A 19,462-nucleotide genomic window follows, 5' to 3' on the forward strand; every position below is an offset into this window, starting at 1 on the left:
TAGCATGAACAAGAGACTATTTATGTTGCTTACTATGGGTGTTACACTATTCCACCACCTTACTATTGCCCAGGGGGTATCATCTTCTGTTATGCGCGCGCTCATTGATTCCGCGCTGAAAAACAATGCAGACAAGAAAATAGCCATAAAACATATGAAGGCCGCGGAGAAGTTATTCCAGTTATCAAAAACAAGTTATGTACCGGATGTGCTGGCAGCCGCGGGCGCCAATACATTGGAGGATATGGATGATGCAATGAACAGCGCCACTGCAGACCTGGTGGTGAAAAGCACCGCCTATACCAATGCGTATACCTGCCTGCATTCAGCTAAAGGCCATAAAAATATTCCGGGCTGTATAACCTGTACGGTGGCTAATGAATACGCTTATTTATTATTGCTGGATATGGAGCTTATTACTGCGCAGCATAATATGCTAGCGGCCGATAGTATCCTGGCGGAGATGGCGCAGATGGATGAAAGCCAGGTCTCCGGGGACGCCGTCTCACGGGTCATCAGTCAAAGGTTGGTAGCGGGTTATATGTTACCTGCAATAGAAAAACATATCTGCTGGCAGGAGGATGGCCTGAGCATACTGGCCGGCGTAGAAACAGGTAATATACCCAGGGATAGCAATATTGAATTGCGTGATGTACGGCCGGAAAACTGCGATATCTAAACGTCTGGTTATTCCTTAGAACTGAAAATCCGCCTCCCTTTCCGGGTTATCCAGCTTATCGCTTTTGCGCTCATCCTTTACGATCACATGCAGCATATTGATCTGCTCCGGATGTTGCGCATACAGGATATCCGTGCTTACATGCACTTTTTTTACCGTATTGATGCCCTTTACATCCAGGAAACACCAGGCTGCCTCCTCTTCTATCTGGTAGCCCAGGTAATGCAGGGTCACAGGTTTGCCGTCTACGGTGATATGCAGGTGCTTATTAAGATAATCCGTGATCATGGCGTCCACCGCTTTACGGTCTGCCGGGTGAATAATGTCAAAATTAGTTTTATACTGCGCCTTCAGGGCGCGCTCCAGGTCGTCTGAGAAGATGCGGCAGCTTATTTCCAGCTCCCGCTGGGCAGCATCATGCCTGATTTCCGTTACGCTCACATAGAAGGGGTGCAGGGTATACCACGCCGCTACTAACCATTTACATAATATTAAGCCCACTTGACTAAAAAATTTTATTTTTAAACGGAGAGTTTATATAATTACCAAAATTAGACAAAATCTAGGCAATGAGTGAATTCGCCTTGTATTTCCAGTTAGGGTGGCAACACATAATAGCATGGGATGGGTATGATCATATTTTATTTATAGTGGCATTGAGCGCTGTTTACCTGCTGAAAGACTGGAAAAAGGTGTTGATATTGGTTACGGCATTTACAATAGGGCACTCTATCACCCTGGCTTTGAGCGTATTGAACATAGTGCGGATGAATAGGCCACTGGTCGAGTTCCTGATACCGGTAACCATCTTTATTACCGCTTTATTTAATATCATCCGCCAACCGGATCTATCACAGCCGCGGGCCGTACAACTCAATTACTATTTTGCCCTGTTTTTTGGCCTCATACATGGTATGGGATTCTCCACCTATCTCAAAAGCCTGCTGGGCGCCAATGTAGCTGTACCGCTCCTGTCGTTTAACCTGGGACTGGAATTTGGGCAGGTATTGGTGGTGATCACTGTACTGCTGATGGCTGGCATCATTGTAAATATAACCGGCGTAAAACGCAGGGACTGGATCATGTTCCTCTCTTCTGCTATCTTTGGGATCGCTTTTGTAATGGCGATCGAACGGTTTAAAGACCTGTTTGTATTACCGACCACAATCTAAACCGCTAATACTTACCGCGTCCGGATGGACCCGGGCGTACGAAAACAGAAACAGTATCAAATGAAAAAGAAGCACTTATGGCTGCCCCTGCTATTTTGCAGCTATGCCAACCTGTTAATGGCGCAGGACCGCAATCCTAACGGGTCTAACCATGGTACCCGTTTTGAGCAGCTGGGCACCATGATACAGGATCCCAACATGTACCGCTCCGCATCGGGCGTACCGGGCCCAAAGTACTGGCAGCAACGCGCGGATTATGAGATATCCGCTACTTTGGATGATGAAAAGCAAAAGCTGACAGGCTCAGAGACCATCACCTATTACAACAACTCCCCGGACCCGCTTACCTACCTTTGGCTGCAGCTGGATGAGAACGAGCATAACGCCAAAAGCGATAACCAAAGCTTTGATGGCAGCAAGATGTCCGATAAGATGTCTATGCGTGCCGTAAACGGCATCCTGGGCAACGATAAGGACCTGGGCGTAAAGATCGTGAAGCTGACAGATGCTGCCGGTAATACTATGCATTATACCATCAACCAGACCATGATGCGGGTAGACCTGGCTAAAACGCTGATGCCGGGAGAGCAGATCCGCCTGAAGATAGACTGGTGGTACAATATTTCCGACCGTATGTCCGAAGGCGGCCGCGGCGGTTATGAATACTTCGCAGAAGATAAGAATTACCTCTATACCATGGCGCAGTGGTACCCCCGTATGGCGGTATACTCTGATTTCCAGGGCTGGCAGAACAAGCAGTTCACCGGCCGTGGCGAGTTTGCCCTCACCTTTGGCAACTTCCATGTGCAGATGACCGTACCCGCAGACCATGTGGTAGGCGCCACCGGCCAGTGCCAGAACTATAAGGATGTGCTGAGCGGCGCCCAGTTCCAGCGCTGGCAGCAGGCCCAGAACAGCAAAGAGCCTGTAGAAGTAGTAAACCTGGATGAGGCAAAGAAAAGCCTGCAGGGCAAAGCTACCGCTACCAAAACCTGGGTATTTGACGCCCAGAACGTAAGGGACTTTGCCTGGGTAAGCTCCCGCCGCCTGGTATGGGACGCCATGGCTACCAATGTAGAAGGTAAAAAGGTAATGGCTATGTCCTATTACGGACCGGAAGCCTATCCGCTGTACCGCCGTTATTCCACCAAAGTGGTAGCCCATACGCTCAGATCCTACTCCGCACATACCATCCCTTATCCTTATCCAGTGGCCATCTCCGTAGAAGCGGCCAATGGTATGGAATACCCGATGATCTGCTTCAACTACGGCCGTGCAGAAAAAGACGGTACCTATTCAGAAGCTACCAAGAACGGGATGATAGGCGTGATCACGCATGAAGTAGGGCACAACTTCTTCCCCATGATCGTGAACTCAGATGAGCGCCAGTGGACCTGGATGGACGAAGGTCTCAATACCTTCTGCCAGTTCATGGCAGAGCAGGAGTGGGATTTCAACTTCCCCTCCAGCCGTGGCCCGGCCCACAAGATCGTGGACTACATGAAAATGCCCAAGGACCTGTTGGAGCCTATCATGACCAACTCAGAGAACATTGTGCAGTTTGGACCTAATGCCTACGCAAAACCGGCCACTGCCCTCAATATCCTCCGCGAGACCGTAATGGGCCGCGAGCTGTTTGACTTTGCCTTTAAGGAGTACGCACGCCGCTGGGCCTTTAAACATCCTACCCCGGCAGACTTCTTCCGCACCATGGAAGACGCCAGCGCGGTGGACCTGGATTGGTTCTGGCGCGGATGGTTCTTTGGCATTGAGCCCGTGGATATTGCCATAGACAGCGTTAAATGGTACCGCCTTAACTCCGGCGAGCCTACAGAAGTAAGCAGCCTGGATAAAGCGGCATACGACCGCAAAGCAGACCATATTGCCCGCGACCGTAACCGCGCCGCAGGCGTAAAGTTTGCCGTAGAGCAGGATACCGCCCTGCAGGATTTCTATAGCAAATGGGACCGCTTTGCCGTTAGCAGCGACGATAAAGCCAAATACAACCAACTGTATGCCGGCCTTTCTCCTGAAGAAAAACGCCTGTATGAGAGCAAGAAGAACTTTTACGAGATCTCTTTCTCCAACGTAGGCGGCCTGGTAATGCCCATCATCATTGAATGGACATACAGGGATGGCACTAAGGAAACAGACCGCATTTCTGCCTATATTTGGCGTAAAGATGAGTACCATGTGACCAAGGTATTTGCCAAGGATAAAGAAGTAGTGGGCATTAAGCTGGACCCCCAGCGCGAGACCGCTGATATTGACGAAGGCAATAATAACTGGCCCAGGGTATCCCTGCCTTCCAGGTTTGAATTGTTCCGTCAGCAGGAGCGGCCCAGGGGCGCTACCGCAGGTCCTAACCCTATGCAGCAGCAAACGCAGGCAAAGACCACTGCCGGACAGTAAGTCATTAGTTTTTTATATCTTGAACAAGCCATCCTGGTATCTTCCGGGATGGCTTGTTTCATAAAAGGGAATTACCATGAACACGTTAAAAGGAAAAACGATGAAAGGATTTTTGCTCAGCTGCCTTTGCCTGCTGCTCCTCTCTACCAGCCTGCACGCCGCTAAGGTGGATACTTTGGAGATACTCAGCCCAGCTATGTACCGCAGCTTCAAATGCGTGGTGATCACGCCGGCGGCCTATGATAAAGACAAAACACAGCGTTTCCCGGTGGTATACCTGCTGCATGGTCATGGCGGCAACTATGCCAACTGGATCAGGAACGTGCCCGCCATTAGCGGGCTGGCAGATGCCTATCAGATGATGATCGTTTGCCCGGATGGCAACGTAGGCAGCTGGTACCTGGATAGCCCCGTGGATAGCAGCTGGAAGTTTGAGACCTATGTAGGCAAAGAAATACCCGCTTATATAGACAGTCATTACCGCACCCGGGCACAGAAACAGTACCGCGCTATTACTGGCCTGAGCATGGGCGGCCATGGCGCCCTGTTCCTGGCCATCCGCCACCCGGATGTTTTTGGCGCCGCCGGTAGCATGAGCGGCGGGGTTGACCTGCGCCCTTTCCCCAGGAACTGGGACCTGGCCAAACGCCTCGGTACCATCGAAGACCACCGGGAAAACTGGAACAATTACTCTGTGATCAATATAGCCTACCAGCTAAAAGATAGCGTGCTGGCTCTTATCATTGACTGCGGCGTAAAGGATTTTTTCTCTAACGTAAACCGCAACCTGCACCAGCAATTATTACAACAGGGCGTTACGCATGATTATATTGAAAGGCCAGGAGAGCATAACTGGGATTACTGGTCAAATTCCGTGTTATACCAGCTGCTGTATTTCCATCGCTTCTTTGACAAACAGGAAACAGCCAAAAATTAATAAAAGAAAAAGTCCCGCTCAACGGCGGGACTTTTCTATGTTACTGTGTCAACGATATAGATTAATGGATAATAAAGGGCAATATGTTTGTCTATCTGCTTTTTAAAAATGCCGCCGGCGGGAACACCAGCGGCTTTTCTCAAACGTGTGAAATGTAGATAGAGAGTATAATATTGTTATGGTCTTGTATCCCACCACAGCCTGGTGCCGCCGTTATCAGGGCCGCCCAGCAACTGTATGGCTTTCTGTACCTCTGCCTGGTTAGCCAGGTACTCTGCCTGTGGGAATGCAAGTCTTCTGATCTGTTTATCGGTATCAATGGTGTTATTGCTCCTGTTGTTAACCACCGTCAGTAATTTAGGATAACCTGTACGGCGGAACTCTGCCCATGCCTCTTCTCCTTCCGGGAATATAGCGATCCATTTCTGCGTGATGATACGCTCCAGCTTCACAGCAGGCGTAGCTGCTTCGTCCCATTTGATAGTGATGGCAGAAGGCGCCGGCGCGTTGTTAGCCGCAGTCTTCGGATCTACATAAGGAATGGGTTTACTAACAGCATCATTGATATATTCTGCAGCCTGGTCTGCCACGCCCCATTGCGTAAGGGAAGTGGTAATACCTCTTTCATACAGGTCCTGTGCAGTACCGCCGGGGTTAGCCCAGTTATTCAGCGCAGCCTCTGCCCGCAGGAAAAACACTTCAGCGGCAGTCATCAGCTGCAGCGGGGTATTATCCCGGAAGGTTTTGGTAGTAGCATAGGCCAGTGTAGAAAAGCCCGCGTAGCCAGGTTTGGCAGGTACATCGGAACCAATGCGGATGCCTTTGTACTGTCCGGCAAAATCAGAAGCCGGATCAAAGTATTTGCCAATGCGCGGATCATGGAAGCCGTTCAGGTAAACATCCATAGAAGCGCCCATGCTTATATCGCTCCAGGCGTCTTTATTGGTAATGGTGAACAGCGGGTGTTTAATGCCAAAGCCGGATACCAGTGCATTGTCATTATTGTTTTCCAGCAGGCCGCCATTATCTGCCAGCGCTTTCTCGCCCTCTGTTTTTGCCAGTGCGGGGGCAATTTTGTTAACGCGGGTAGCTAAGCGCAGGCGCAGGGAGTTGGCAAACTTTATCCATTGTTTGTAATCGCCGCCATACAGCATATCAAACTTGGCAAACGGCGTAGCGCCGGGTTTTGCAGCTATATATGCCTTCAGGTTAGCTATCGCAACATCCAGCTCCTGGAAGAATGCTTTATAGATAGTTTCCTGGCTATCGTATACGGAAGAGGAACCGCCCTGGCCATATTGGGTATAGGGGATAGGCCCGTAAATGTCCGTTACGCGGTGCATGGCTTCTACCTTCAGGATCAAAGCTACGCCCCAGAAATCAGGCGCTACCTTATCCGCGCCGCGGCGTTTTACTTCCTGTATGGGCGACATTACACGGTTATAAGCCAGTGCAAATGCGGAGCCGTTCCAGCCGTCTACCAGCGCATAGGTAAGGTTGCTGATATTGCTGCGGAAAGGGTTGGGCGACATCATATAACCGGAGTACACATCGGCATTCAGGTTCTGCTGCAGCTGGTAATCCGCGGTAGTGTTATTGAAGTTGAAGTATATGGAGGACTGGATCTGTGGAAAGAAACCGCCTATATAGTTAAAGTCCGGTTTAAGCTGATCTTCTGTCAGGCCGGTAGGGTCTGTATTATAATCCTCATAGTTCTTGGTGCAGGAGCTGGCGCCCAGCAGGGCTGCCATCGCTACAAGCGCCAGGGTTTTATATTTAAAGCTGATCTTGTTCATCTTCCTTGTTTTTTTGGTGAATTACTTAAAAGTTCACATTCAGGTTCACACCCAGGCTGCGCGTAGCAGGCAGGCTGAATACATCTACACCGGAAAGGCCGTTACCGGTAGACATGGTCACTTCCGGATCATAAGGCGCTTTCTTGGAGAAGTAGAACAGGTTCCTGCCGATCAATGATAGCTTCAGCCCTTTTACAAAGCTGTGTTCCAGTAAAGAAGACGGTAAGGCATAACCCAGGGATACTTCGCGCATACGGATCACATCGCCGCTGTAAACATACTCGCCGGCTACGCCTGCACGGCCGCCTATGGTGGTATACCATTTCTTGGCGTCTACAGAGGTTACTGGGGTTTTAGCAGCGTCATCCTGTACGCCGTTGATGTTTACGCCGCCATTAGCGCGGGCGTCACCGCTCTCTTTAGATACGCCGTATTGATCCATCATGGCCTGTGTGATAGACAGTACCTTGCCGCCAAACTTACCATCCACCAATACATTCAGGTTAAAGTTCTTAAAGGAGAAACCGTTGCTCCAACCCAGCTGCCATTTAGGGTTAGGGTTGCCAATGAACTGTAATACGGGATCTACCTTAGGCGTACCATCCGCGCCAATGATCACGCGGTTTTGTTCATCACGCTGCAGCACCGTGCCGTAAATATCGCCGTAAGAGCCGCCAACTTTGATCACTGAGGAGTAAGAGTTGGAGTTAGCGTCTGTTAAGATGAACTGGTCCATATCTGGCGCCAGCGATTTAACAGTGTTTTTGTTATAAGAGTAATTCACACCCGTATTCCATTGGAAGTTCCCGGATTTGATCACATTATAGTTCACCAACGCTTCCACACCGGAGTTCTGGATCTCGCCGGCGTTGATGTTACGCAGGCTGTAACCGGTGCCGGGAGGGATAGCGATCTGGAAATACTGGTTAACGGTATTGGTCTTATAGTAAGTCACATCCACGCTCAGGCGGTTCTGCAGAAAACGCAGCTCAGTACCCAGCTCAAAGGATTTGGTCCTTTCCGGTTTCAGGTCCGGGTTAGGCTCTACTGTGTTAAAGTCAAAGGTGCCGCCTACGGTGCCCAGCCTGCTCAGCGGATTAGTTACATAAGCTGGTACGGAGTTACCTACAGAAGAGTAGGAGCCTCTGAGCTTAGCATAACTGATAGGCTCCGGCAGGTGCAGGATATCGCTCATGATAAAGGACAGCCCCACAGAAGGATAGAAATAGGATTTGGTAGGCGTAAAGCTCAGCGTGGAAGGCCAGTCGCTGCGGGAGGTCAGATCCAGGAACACCAGGTCTTTCCAGGACAGGGTAGCGTTACCAAACACCGCCTGTATCTGCACATGGTTATTAGGCAGCGTATTGTACTGGCTGCCCTGCGACATATTCTGCAATGTAAATACATTGGCTACATACAGGCTACCGTTGTAGGAGTCTGCGCTGAAGCCTTTGGTTTGCATATCTACAATGCTGCTACCCAGTACAGCATTCAGGCGAAAATCGCCAAAGTCCCTGTTAAGGCTCAGCAACAGATCACCGTAGAATTGGGTGGTAGTAGAGTTCAACGCTATATAACGGCCATTGGGGCCGGAAAGTACGCCCTGCGTACCGGCATAGATCTGCGCATCATACGTATCGTTGATACGGTCCATGCTACCACGGGCTTGTATATTCAACCAATCGGTGATATCATATTTGGCAGAGGCATTAAACAGCGTACGGTTACGGTCTGTTGAGCTGGTATTCCTGTTTACGATCCACCAGGGATTCTGCTGGATGTCTTCGTTAAAAGGCCAGTTCTGCAGGTCTATCTGCCGCAATTCGTTAAATGCAGTGTATTTATCCCTGTACGGTTGCAGGGCTAAACCCCGGGGAAACAGGTACAAACCTGATAAGGGGTTGAAGTAAAGACCTGTTACCGGGGCATTCTTTATTTTTTGTACCACTATCTGGGCGCCGCCATCAATGGTGAGCTTATTATCCAGGAAGTGGCCGGTTTCGCGGAAGGTGATGTTATGACGGTTAAAGTCATTACCCGGCATAGTGCCTGCGCCACGGGTATTGGCATACGAAAAATATGTCTGCATCTTTTCTGTGCCGCCGGAAAGACCTATGGAGTTGATCCAGGTATTACCAGTGCGGAAAAAGTCCTTCAGGTTATCAGCAGCGCCGCCGGTAAGTGAAGGCCCCCAGCTCTGGGTAGCGGCTTTGGGATCTTGTCCGTAGCTGTTCTGGAACTCAGGTTTGATAGCTACCTGGTCCATGGTAAAGCTGCTGGAAAGGCTCACATTTGTTTGGCCCGGTTTACCTTTTTTGCTGGTGATCAGGATCACGCCGTTGGCGGCCTGACTGCCATACAGGGCAGATGCGGAGGCGCCTTTCAGCACAGAGATACTTTCAACATCATCCGGGTTCAGGTTAGAGATCACGTCTCCACCATCGCGGCCGGGTGCATAAGTGATCACGCCATTACCGCCCCAGGTACTGTTGGGCTGCTGGGTGGCATAGCTGATCATAGGAATACCATCAATTACATACAAGGGTTGGTTAGTGCTGGCGGCAGATTTATTACCACGCATGATCACTTTTACAGAACCGCCTGCGCCGGAGCTGCTGCGGCTAATGTTGATGCCTGATACTTTACCGTTCAGGGCATTCATCAGGTTAGGATCTTTAGCGGTGGTGATCTCTGCGGCGTCAATACGCTGTGTGGCGTAAGTAAGCGCTTTGGGTGTTTTCTTTACGCCTAATGCAGTTACTACCAGCTCGTTCAATCCCTTAACATTTCCTTCCAGGGTTACATTAATAGTGGGGTTGTTGCCAAGGGTTACCTCAGTAGCGGTAAAGCCCAGTGAGCTGAATACCAGTACATCGCCAGGGTTAGCGCTGATCTTGAATACGCCATTGGCGTCTGTTTGGGTACCCTTGTTGATGCCTTTTACCTGTACGGTCACACCCGGCAATGGTGTTCCCTGGGCATCGCGCACGGTGCCCGTTATATCCTGCTCAACCGTGGTATGAGCAAATGTTGGAATGGCTGCAATGGCCTGCATGTGTGCGCCTCCTGCCAATGCAAGGCAGAGTAAAACGCTTGTGGGTCTGCATGCCCATGAAAGATGGAATTTTCTGTTCATATGCTAGTTTGGTTGAAATGTTCATGGTTTTCGCCAGGCAATAAATATCCCCCTCAGCTTAAACGCTGTGTTTTTTTGTTGTCATTACTGTTGTTTAACTGTATTAAAGTTGGTGCACGATCTTGGTTCCTTTAAAGGCTGCAGATAGGGAGTCGTGCGAAAAATACCATGGTACTATCGTATCAGACAAAATTTTTAAAAATAAATTAACCTTGCTGCTGTAAAGCTCTCTTGTAAGCTTCCAGGCAGCGTTTGCGGGCTATTTCATGTTGTATGATGGGGGCGGGGTAGTCCAGGGTTTCCAGTTCCGGTACCCATTTCTTTATATATATTAACTGGGGGTCGAACTTTTTTGTTTGTAAGGTGGGGTTAAAGATCCGGAAATAGGGGACGGCGTCACACCCGCAACCTGCTGCCCATTGCCAGTTGCCATTATTGGCCGCCAGGTCATAATCCAGCAGCTTTTCCGCAAAATAGGCTTCGCCCCAGCGCCAGTCTATCAGCAGGTGTTTGGCCAGGAAAGAGGCCGTGATCATCCGTACCCGGTTATGCATAAAACCCGTGGCATTCAGCTCCCGCATACCGGCATCCACAATAGGGTAACCGGTCTGGCCCTTACACCAGCGTTCAAAATCAGCTTCATTATAACGCCAGCGTACATGATCGTAGGCAGGTTTAAATGACTTGCCTTTACCCACTTCCGGAAAATGCCAGAGTATCATCTGGTAAAACTCCCGCCATACCAGCTCATTTAAATATACGGTGCTCCACTCCTGTGCTTTTTGCGCCAGCTTGCGGATGCTCACGGTGCCAAAGCGCAGGTGCACGCCCATATGGGAGGTGCCTGTAATACCGGGTATATCCCGCTGCTGCTCATACTGGCGGATGAGTTCCTCCTTTACGGCGCCTGGCGGAAAATGGCCGTTTGCCTCCTTAAAACCCATGGTAGCTAAAGACGGAATGCGATGCGGGGCTTCTTTCAGGAAATTACGTATATACTTATGCGTGGGGTAGCTTTTTAGATAGAAATCATTCAGCGTAGCCTGCCATTTTCTGCTGTAAGGGGTAAATACGGTATAGGGCGTGCCATCATCTTTCATCACCTCCGCTTTATCAAAGATCACCTGGTCTTTATACGTATGAAAGGAAATACTGTGCTGTTGTAATAACTCCTTTACCGCCTGGTCCCTTTCACGGGCGTACGGTTCATAATCATGATTGGTGAATACTTTGTCGATGGTATAGGTATCCAGTAGCTTTTTAAATGCATTGACCGGTGTATCATAATATACCCTCAGGGTACTGCCTTTTTTCTCCAGCGTGGCCTGTATCTGCTCCAGCGCCTCAAATATAAAGGTCACCCGCCGGTCTGCTTTTTCATCCAGCTGATCCAGTATGTTGGTGTCAAATATAAAGATGGGTAATACCTGGTTCTCCTGTTGTAAAGCATGGTATAATCCTGCATTGTCATCCAGCCGCAGATCGCGGCGGAACCAAAAGATATTGATGCGCATATGTCCGGTACCTATTATTTTATGGCCCCCGCTTAAAGAATACCTGGTCCAGGCTCCATTTACCGGGCCCGGTAAAAAAGAAAACGCCTGCCAGCAATACAAATAAAAAGGGATGCTGGTCCTGCGTTAATATCCTCCCATTTCCCATGCCAAAACAGACAACCGTCATGGCAATGGCCAGGGGGATCACCGCCAGGCGTGTCAGCAGGCCCAATGTAAGTAAAATACCGCTTACCCATTCCGTGCTCTTCCCTAGGTAGGCCATAAACGCAGGCGCGGGAAAATGCAGATCTGTGAGCCATTTGGCGTATTCGTCCATTTTGGCCTTATCAAATACTTCCCAGCCATGGTATACCATCAGCAGGCCGGTAATAATGCGCATAAGGGCTAAACCACCCTGCCAGGGTGTATAGGAAGGAGAAAGGAACCGTTTAAGCATTGTCTTTCTTTTAAATACTGATACAATATTGTCTCCCGGCAGGGCCGTCTCAGGTTCGCTTAAGGTTCGGTTTAGGTTCGCTTAAGGTTCGAATAAGCTTGCACTAGCGGTTATTGTTAAAATAGTATCATAAATCATACAACCGGCCATTTAAAGGTAGATACCAGTTCTACCCGCTTGCCATCCTGCCCCGATGCCCTGGCCGCTTCAATGATCTCCAGCACATGCAGGGCATGCTCCACGGTAATAAGCGCCGGTTTGCCGGTGGCCAGTGTTTCGGATATTACGCTGGCGCCCTGTTGCCATACATAGGCGCCGGTATCTGTTACATGCCTTACCGGCGGTTCCGTAAAAGAAGTGGCCAGGTCTACCCCAAAAGGCGCCCAGTCATAGCCTACCAGCCCCATATTGCCTTTAGTGCCCCAGATGCTGACGGTATGCTGTTGCTGCCCCTTGCCTTCATGCCCATAGGGATCAAAATAATTGAACCCGCATTGCACATGGGAAAGGGTACCATTCCCATGATCCATGATCACCATAGCGTTATCCTCCGCCGCTACTTTAATATGACCCTTGTTATCCACCGTGCGTTCCGGCGTTACAATGCTGGTCATCGCTATTACAGCTTTCGCAGGCCCCAGCAGGCCGGTAAGTGTGGCCAGGTTATACACGCCCAGGTCAGGCAGGCTGCCGCCGCCCTGCTCATAGAAAAAAGCAGACCAGGTAGGCCCTAAATGACCGTATTGGGCGTGGGCGCAGGCTACTTTGCCTAGTGTGCCATCCTGTATGGTCTTTGACATAAAGGCAAATTGCGGGCTGTTTACCACCGCCGGCGCACCCCAGATATGCAGCCCTTTGCTGTTGGCAAGGTCAAGCAGGGCCTTGCCTTCTTTGTAGGTATTGGCCATGGGCTTTTCGCTCCATACATGTTTACCGCTTTCCAAGGCCTGTTTATTTAACCGCCCATGCTCCTGCATATCTGTAAGCGTTACCATCAGGTCAAACGCAGGGCCGGCCAGCAGCTGGTCAATATGCGGGAAATGGTTGGGCACTTTATAGTCCTTTGCCTGTTTAATGGCCCGCTCGTGAATAATATCACAAGTGCTTACCAGCTCCACATAGGGGCATTTGGATAAATGGGGCAGGTATTGGTTGGATACGCTGCCGCAACCTATTACTGCTACCTTTATATTCTTTTCCGGTTGGGTAAAGGCAAAACCTTCCAGCGAAGAAAGCAGCAGGCTTACACCTGCGATAGCAGTACGTTGCAGGAACTCCTGTCTTGATAGTGTTACCATGGTCTTAATTTATAAATGTGCACATCGGCACATTAGTATCCCGGGTTTTGCGTAAGCCTTCCCTGGCTTACGATGATCTGGTTCAATGGAATGGGGAATACCTCATGTTTCCCATCCACAAAGTTTTTGCCCTGTGCGCGTAACACAGTGCCTGCCCTGCCTTGCCTTACCAGGTCAAAGAAACGGTCATGCTCCATGGCCAGTTCCACCCTTCTTTCCCGCCAGATGGCGTCCCGCAGGGCTGCCTGTGCGGTTACGGTCACATCCGGCAGTACGCCGGCTACGCCGCCACGGGCCCTTGCCCTTACCTGGTTCAATGCAGCCAGCGCCTTGCCAGGTTGCCCGGCCTCATTGGCGGCTTCCGCATTAATAAGCAGTATTTCCCCATAGCGCAATATGCGTATATTCTTCCCCGTAAACCAGCCGTCGTAATTGGTTTCCTGGGTCATGCTGGAGTAGGATTTGTAATTATAACGCGGGTTGGCGGCATCGATGTCTATTATAGCCCCATCCCACAGGGTTTGGCCGGCAAAGTACATGGTGCCTGCCTTGCGAACATCGCCCGGTTCATAGGCGGCCTCCAGGCTGGCGCTGGGCGAGTTAAAGCCCCAGCCGTTAAACCCGTTGATCACGGTGGCGCGGGCACGTTGCGTTTCTGAATAGCCACCGGTGGCCCAGCCTTCCTGACCATTCTGAGCCTGCACTTCAAATAGTGATTCACGGCCATTCTCCGTGGTTTGGCGCCATAGCAGGGCATAATCCGGCTCCAGGGAATATTCGCCGGAGGTTATGACCTGATCAGAAGCGGCTATTGCGGCTGCCCAGTTTTTTTGGTATAACTGCACCTTGGCCAGTAATCCCAGTGCGGCGCCTTGTGTAGCACGGCCCACGTCTGCAGCACCGTAAGCGCTTTTCACCGGCAGTGCGCCGGCGGCGTCAGTAAGGTCCCGTATGATCAGGGCATAGATCTCGCTTTTGGGTGAGCGGGTATAAAGGCCCACGATCTGCTCAATATTATCTGAGCTATAAACGCTATCTACCAAAGGCACGTCTCCATAGCACCGTACCAGGTTAAAGTAGTAATAAGCACGCAGGAACTTTGCTTCTGCTACCAGCCGGTCCCTGAGGGCCTGCGGTACGTTGGTGAACCTGGGTAGATTATCAATGGCCTGGTTACAGCGGCCCACGCCTACAAAATTGCCGCTCCATACCTCAGAAGGGGATAAGCTGGTAGCCGTGTAGGTAAAATTGTCCATTTGGTCTTTGTCCGCGCCTACATCGCCGGGGAAGCTACCCTTATCAGCGTCATCGCTGGTGATGCTGCTTATCCCTATCCAGGAAAATACATGCTCATTCCAGTCATTCAGCTGGGCATAACAGGCATTTACAAAACGGGTAGCATTCTCCGGCCGTGCAAAGGTGGAGTCATCCTGTATGCGTGTATTCTCCGGCGGCGGGTCCAGCCAGCTTTTTTTGCAGGAAATGGAGAGTACGATCATGAACGCTATGATGGATAATATAGCAAATAAATTTTTCATAACTCAAACCGTTTAGCGGTTATTTAAAATTGATGTTAAAACCTACCAGGTAGGTGGCCAGCGTTGGATATATGCTTAGCTCAATACCACTGTTCAGCGCATTGGAGCCGGGCAGTTCCGGGCTAAAGCCGCTGAATTTTTTACTGATCAGCGGGTTCTGCGCCGTGATATAAAAACGGGCGCTGCTCATGAACGCGCGGCTGATGAATGATTCCGGTAAGGTATATCCCAGCGTGATGTTGTTAATGCGGAAGAAGGAGCCGGATTCTACAAAATAGGTAGAAGGCGGTGGTATGTTGTTGGAGGCCCTGGGCTCTGTATTGCTGGGATTCGTGGAAGTCCAGCGCGCGCCGCGGGATACTTCTATATTATCATTACCAAAACGTACCGCCTTTTTACCGTTGTACACCTTGTTGCCGGAATTGCCGTAACAATCCACAGAAAAGTCCAGTTGCCTCCAGGTAACGCCCGCGCTGATGCCATAGTAGAACCGGGGTTGATACGAGCCTACAAAGATGCGGTCCCTGGTATCCAGCGAGCCGTCGCCGTTAATGTCCCTGTACTTGAAATCACCCGGCAGCGTGCCTACAAAATGGGCAGACCGTTCAATATCTGCCTGGTTCTGGTAAATACCTTCCACGTCATATACCCAGAAACTGCCAATGGGCCGGCCTTCTACCGTATATGTAGTTACTTCGCCATTACCCAGGCTGCCTTCTGCCAGATCAATGCCACCCCTTATCTTATCCACGTTGTTGCGGTTAATGGTGGCATTGGCGCTAATGCGGTAAGTGAAATTCTTATTACGGTTATCACTCCAACCCAGCGCGGCTTCTACGCCTTTATTCCTTACGTCTGCAGAAGGGGAGAGGATGCCGTTATTATCCATAAAAGGCGGCGCCGGTACCCGTATGTACGCATTGGTGAGTTTATTGTAATAAGATACTTCACCCGTCAGGCGGTTATCCAGCAAACCAAATTCAATGCCTGCATCCACACCCTTGGTAGCTTCCCAACTGGCGGTAGCGTCCTTGACCTGGTCAAAGGTGATGCCCGGTACCAGACCGCCGGGGAAGGCGTAGGGATTGGTTTGCGTAATGGATAACAGCTGTGAGAGCTCGTTATTTACCAGTCTGGAAATACCATCGTTACCCAGGTGCGCGTATCCTACCCGCAGCTTCAGGTAGTCCACGCCGGTCACGTTTTTCATAAAGCCCTCTTCAGACAGCATCCATGAACCTGCTAAGGAATAAAAAGTACCCCATTGCCGGTTATCAGGAAAGGCGCTGGAGCCATCGCGCCGCAACACACCGTTCAGGTTATATTTATTGCGGAAACTATAGGTAAGGCGGGAGAAGTAGCTTCTGCGCTGCAGCACAAAACCCGCGGTACCGGTAGCTACAAACGTAATGGTAGGATCGCCCTGGTTAATATACCACAGGTTCCTATCCGGCGGCACATTGGTAGCCCTTACCTGGGAGATCTTACCTTTGTCTTTCTCTGCGGTATGGCCTGCCATCAATGATACATCGTGGTCGCCAAACTGCAGGGAGTAGGTAAGTATATTATCCCATACCCAATAAAAGCGGTTTTTATCCAGCACAAATAATTCGGAGGTAGTATGGTTAAAGATGTTGTAGTTGTACACAGGTTTGTACTCAATACTGTCCCCGTAGTTTTTGTCAAAACCCCATGCAGAGCGGAACGTAAGGCCTTTAAGCAATCTTATCTCCATATACAGGTTGCCCTGGTAACGCTGGTTATTCGCCAGTTCATTGGCCAGCTCCAGCGTGGCTACGGGATTGGCTACACTTAGCCCGCTGATATAACCATAGGAGCCGTCGGGGTTCTTGACCGGTACGCTGGGCGCCTGCCGGTAAGCTTCTGAGAAAGTGGTCACCGGTTTATTATTGCGGCTGCTGATAGCCACATTCAGCACATGGCCAAACTTAAGGAAAGGCGTGATCCGGTATTCATTGTTAGAACGCAGGGAGATCCTCGAAAAATCAGCGCCTTTTAACACGCCTTCATCTCCCATATAACCTGCGCTGAACAGGTAGGAAACGTTTTCCGTACCGCCGCTCATCGTCACGTTATATTGCTGAAAAAGACCTTTGCGTGTCATGGCATCGTACCAGTCTGTATTATACTGCAACGTATCCGGGTTAATAAAAGGCGGCTCGCTGTTATAGGCCCTGGCTTCATTGGTGTATGCTGCATACAGGCGGCTATCAGCCATTTTTACTTTATTGATCATCTTCCTGAATCCTGCAGAGGCGTCCAGGCTTACGCTTAGTTTGCCGGTACGGCCTCTTTTGGTGGTGATCAGCACTACGCCATTAGCGGCACGGCTACCGTAGATAGCGGCTGCACCGTCTTTCAGTATCTCTACAGATAATACGTCCGCATTGCTCACATTGGTGATATCATCCGTTAGCACGCCATCCACCACATACAGGGGGTTTTCATTGGTCAGGATGGTGTTCAGCCCGCGGATAGTGACCCTTGGCTGTACGCCCGGCTGACCGGAGGCGGTGATCTGAATGCCTGGGGCCAGGCCTTGCAAGCCCTGTACCGGAGTAAGCACCGGCTGTTTCCGGATCTGATCGCCCCTTACAGAAGAGATGGCGCCGGTAAGCTGCCGCCGGGTCTGGGTACCATAACCTACTACCACTACCTCATCCAGCTTTTCATTGGCGCGGAGTAATGTAATGGTATATGTAAGCTCGCTGCCTATGGTAATTTCCTGTGGTATAAAACCTACGGCAGATATTACCAATACCTGGCCGGGTTCCGCATTGATATTAAAACGGCCGCTTTGATCCGTGATCGTGCCGGTAGTACCGCCCTTTACGCGGATGGAAACGCCAGCCATTGGATCGCCGGCACTATCGCGCACTGTGCCGGAAACCTGTACCAGTACAGGTGGCGGGTCTTCCAGCGGAAGCGGTGCTGCGGGTAACGCGGTGTGTGATTTCTTTACAATGGTAACAGTTTTGTTTTCGATGGAGTAATCCAGCGGCTGGTCTTTCAGGCTTTCTTTAAGGACCATGGCCACCGGAGCGTCATGCACATCGAGTGATACGGGTTTGGTATCCCGCAACAGCCTCGCGTCAAAGAAAAACACATGACCAGCCTGGCTTTTGATAGCAGCAAACACGGTTGTCAGCGGAACGTTTTTGCCCGTAAAGGTTACGTTCTGCGCATAGCTGCCCATGCCTGCCAGCAGGCATGTAACTACAAGTAGAATTACAAGTTTCATATACGAAGGTGGTGTTTAGGTGGATGGTATAGTTCTGTTGTTTAGGCTAAGGCATCACTACCATTTGTGTCCCCTCTATCTTTATGTGTACCTGGTTCTTTTCCAGTATGCGCAGCACCTGCGATAAGGTAAGGTTGCGCTCTATTTCGCCTTCAAATTCCCTGGAAGGCACAGGGCCTTTATAAATAACATCTACATCATACCAGCGGGATAACTGCCGTAATACAGCGGGCAGATCTGCGCTGTGAAACTGGAACATGCCGTTCTTCCATGCCATGGCAGCGGCTACATCTGCCTGTGGTTGTACTTTTAATTGTCCTGCTTTGTCCAGCTGTGCCTGTTGGCCTGGCGTTAACCGCGCGCCGGCCAGGCCTTTGCTTACTTTTACCGCGCCGGTAAGCAGCGTTACCTTTACGGCGCTTTCATCGTCATAGGCCATCACATTAAAATGGGTGCCCAGTACTTCTACCTGCCCGCCGCCGGGGCCTATCTCCACGATAAAAGGCGTTTTCTTTTTGCCGGTATACAAAGGCGCTACTTCAAAATATCCCTCGCCGGTTAACTGCACCTTCCTTTTCCCGCCGGTAAAGGCAGTGGGGAAACGCAGCGAGCTGGCGGCATTGAGCCAGGCCTTGCTGCCATCCGGCAACAATAGTTGATACTGCCCGCCGCGCGGCGTGGCAATGATATTATACACTACCGGCGCATCCCGCGCTGCAGCATCTTTTTTATAGGCCAGCTGCCCGTTGCCCAGCTGAATAACGGCGGCGTTGCCCTGCCGGACCAGTGTACCGCTTTGCAGGCTATCCAGCGTAATTACGCTGCCATTGGCTAATGTAAGCGTGGCCTTATTGCCGCCCGGCGGTATATCTGTAACCACCGTTACAGCTGGCTTGGGGCGGGCGGTGGGGCCGCTGCTATTGTTAAAATAAAACAGCGAGGCAGCGCCAAGGCATAACAGCACGGTTGCTGCCGCGGCATAAGACCAGTGACGAAAAAGGAAAAAACGTGTGCGGGAAGAAGGTAGAGTCGTTAGCTGGCTGCTGATGCGCTCAAACGTGGCGGCCCTTTCCGCGGCTATCTCTTTAAACCGGCTAATAGCCTCGCCTGCATGCTCTTTTTCCGCCAGCTGCCGGAACAGTATACGGTTAGCTTCCTTTGCCTGCAACCAGTGCTCCAGGCGGCTATTCTCTGCCGGCGTAATGCTTTCGTCAAGATGTTTGCGTATCAGCTCAACGATCTGGTAGGATGCATGTAAGGCCCGTTTCTTCATACATGG

13 protein-coding genes are annotated in these 19,462 nt (G+C 50.6%); 4 read left to right on the forward strand and 9 right to left on the reverse strand.

The window, feature by feature from the left end; genetic code table 11:
• The first annotated feature begins 4 nt into the window (after window positions 1-4).
• A complete protein-coding gene (locus F0L74_RS18330) occupies window positions 5-679 on the forward strand; it encodes a hypothetical protein (RefSeq protein WP_149839328.1) in 675 nt (224 codons plus the stop codon).
• Window positions 680-694: 15 nt separating this feature from the next.
• On the opposite strand, the gene F0L74_RS18335 is transcribed toward F0L74_RS18330, so the two are convergent.
• Window positions 695-1,180 carry a DUF6702 family protein gene (locus F0L74_RS18335; protein WP_149839329.1) on the reverse strand — a complete coding sequence of 162 codons (486 nt, stop codon included), beginning with the start codon at window positions 1,178-1,180 and terminating at the stop codon, window positions 695-697.
• A 68-nt stretch (window positions 1,181-1,248) separates the two neighbouring features.
• Here F0L74_RS18335 and F0L74_RS18340 point away from each other — a divergent pair, with 68 nt between their 5' ends.
• The 3 genes from F0L74_RS18340 (at window position 1,249) to F0L74_RS18350 (ending at window position 5,200) form a co-directional block, all read left to right on the forward strand.
• Window positions 1,249-1,851, forward strand: coding sequence for a HupE/UreJ family protein (locus F0L74_RS18340; protein WP_149839330.1), 603 nt, complete (start codon window positions 1,249-1,251; stop codon window positions 1,849-1,851).
• Window positions 1,852-1,911: 60 nt separating this feature from the next.
• Window positions 1,912-4,263: a M1 family metallopeptidase gene (locus tag F0L74_RS18345; protein ID WP_149839331.1), complete on the forward strand. Its 2,352-nt coding sequence runs from the start codon at window positions 1,912-1,914 to the stop codon at window positions 4,261-4,263.
• Window positions 4,264-4,339: 76 nt separating this feature from the next.
• Window positions 4,340-5,200: an alpha/beta hydrolase gene (locus F0L74_RS18350; RefSeq protein ID WP_246197762.1), complete on the forward strand. Its 861-nt coding sequence runs from the start codon at window positions 4,340-4,342 to the stop codon at window positions 5,198-5,200.
• 176 nt (window positions 5,201-5,376) lie between these two features.
• On the opposite strand, the gene F0L74_RS18355 is transcribed toward F0L74_RS18350, so the two are convergent.
• From F0L74_RS18355 to F0L74_RS18390, 8 genes are all read right to left on the reverse strand, one after another.
• Window positions 5,377-6,996 carry a RagB/SusD family nutrient uptake outer membrane protein gene (locus F0L74_RS18355; protein ID WP_149839332.1) on the reverse strand — a complete coding sequence of 540 codons (1,620 nt, stop codon included), beginning with the start codon at window positions 6,994-6,996 and terminating at the stop codon, window positions 5,377-5,379.
• 25 nt (window positions 6,997-7,021) lie between these two features.
• Window positions 7,022-10,132, reverse strand: a complete 3,111-nt coding sequence (locus tag F0L74_RS18360) for a SusC/RagA family TonB-linked outer membrane protein (RefSeq protein WP_149839333.1) — start codon at window positions 10,130-10,132, stop codon at window positions 7,022-7,024.
• A 206-nt stretch (window positions 10,133-10,338) separates the two neighbouring features.
• Window positions 10,339-11,646, reverse strand: a complete 1,308-nt coding sequence (locus F0L74_RS18365) for a cryptochrome/photolyase family protein (protein ID WP_149839334.1) — start codon at window positions 11,644-11,646, stop codon at window positions 10,339-10,341.
• A 19-nt stretch (window positions 11,647-11,665) separates the two neighbouring features.
• Entirely contained in the window at window positions 11,666-12,085 is a 420-nt protein-coding gene (locus tag F0L74_RS18370) for a DoxX family protein (RefSeq protein WP_149839335.1), read from the reverse strand.
• A gap of 134 nt (window positions 12,086-12,219) precedes the next feature.
• Window positions 12,220-13,383 carry a Gfo/Idh/MocA family protein gene (locus F0L74_RS18375; protein WP_149839336.1) on the reverse strand — a complete coding sequence of 388 codons (1,164 nt, stop codon included), beginning with the start codon at window positions 13,381-13,383 and terminating at the stop codon, window positions 12,220-12,222.
• A 32-nt stretch (window positions 13,384-13,415) separates the two neighbouring features.
• Window positions 13,416-14,921, reverse strand: coding sequence for a RagB/SusD family nutrient uptake outer membrane protein (locus F0L74_RS18380; RefSeq protein ID WP_149839337.1), 1,506 nt, complete (start codon window positions 14,919-14,921; stop codon window positions 13,416-13,418).
• Window positions 14,922-14,940: 19 nt separating this feature from the next.
• The gene (locus F0L74_RS18385) at window positions 14,941-18,183 is read right to left on the reverse strand and encodes a TonB-dependent receptor (RefSeq protein ID WP_149839338.1); all 3,243 of its coding nucleotides are present in this window, start codon (window positions 18,181-18,183) and stop codon (window positions 14,941-14,943) included.
• A gap of 46 nt (window positions 18,184-18,229) precedes the next feature.
• Window positions 18,230-19,456: a FecR family protein gene (locus tag F0L74_RS18390; RefSeq protein ID WP_149839339.1), complete on the reverse strand. Its 1,227-nt coding sequence runs from the start codon at window positions 19,454-19,456 to the stop codon at window positions 18,230-18,232.
• Between the last annotated feature and the right edge of the window lie 6 nt (window positions 19,457-19,462).

Origin of the sequence: Chitinophaga agrisoli (assembly GCF_008386695.1) — a bacterium.
GTDB classification, from domain to species: domain Bacteria; phylum Bacteroidota; class Bacteroidia; order Chitinophagales; family Chitinophagaceae; genus Chitinophaga; species Chitinophaga agrisoli.

Excerpts from the sequence above, each read along its gene's own strand:
- F0L74_RS18345 (WP_149839331.1), top strand. The coding sequence starts at position 1,912 with ATGAAAAAGAAGCACTTATGGCTGCCCCTGCTATTTTGCAGCTATGCC.
- F0L74_RS18380 (WP_149839337.1), bottom strand. The coding sequence starts at position 14,921 with ATGAAAAATTTATTTGCTATATTATCCATCATAGCGTTCATGATCGTA.
- F0L74_RS18365 (WP_149839334.1), bottom strand. The coding sequence starts at position 11,646 with ATGCGCATCAATATCTTTTGGTTCCGCCGCGATCTGCGGCTGGATGAC.
- F0L74_RS18370 (WP_149839335.1), bottom strand. The coding sequence starts at position 12,085 with ATGCTTAAACGGTTCCTTTCTCCTTCCTATACACCCTGGCAGGGTGGT.
- F0L74_RS18375 (WP_149839336.1), bottom strand. The coding sequence starts at position 13,383 with ATGGTAACACTATCAAGACAGGAGTTCCTGCAACGTACTGCTATCGCA.
- F0L74_RS18340 (WP_149839330.1), top strand. The coding sequence starts at position 1,249 with ATGAGTGAATTCGCCTTGTATTTCCAGTTAGGGTGGCAACACATAATA.
- F0L74_RS18385 (WP_149839338.1), bottom strand. The coding sequence starts at position 18,183 with ATGAAACTTGTAATTCTACTTGTAGTTACATGCCTGCTGGCAGGCATG.
- F0L74_RS18360 (WP_149839333.1), bottom strand. The coding sequence starts at position 10,132 with ATGAACAGAAAATTCCATCTTTCATGGGCATGCAGACCCACAAGCGTT.
- F0L74_RS18355 (WP_149839332.1), bottom strand. The coding sequence starts at position 6,996 with ATGAACAAGATCAGCTTTAAATATAAAACCCTGGCGCTTGTAGCGATG.
- F0L74_RS18330 (WP_149839328.1), top strand. The coding sequence starts at position 5 with ATGAACAAGAGACTATTTATGTTGCTTACTATGGGTGTTACACTATTC.
- F0L74_RS18390 (WP_149839339.1), bottom strand. The coding sequence starts at position 19,456 with ATGAAGAAACGGGCCTTACATGCATCCTACCAGATCGTTGAGCTGATA.
- F0L74_RS18350 (WP_246197762.1), top strand. The coding sequence starts at position 4,340 with ATGAACACGTTAAAAGGAAAAACGATGAAAGGATTTTTGCTCAGCTGC.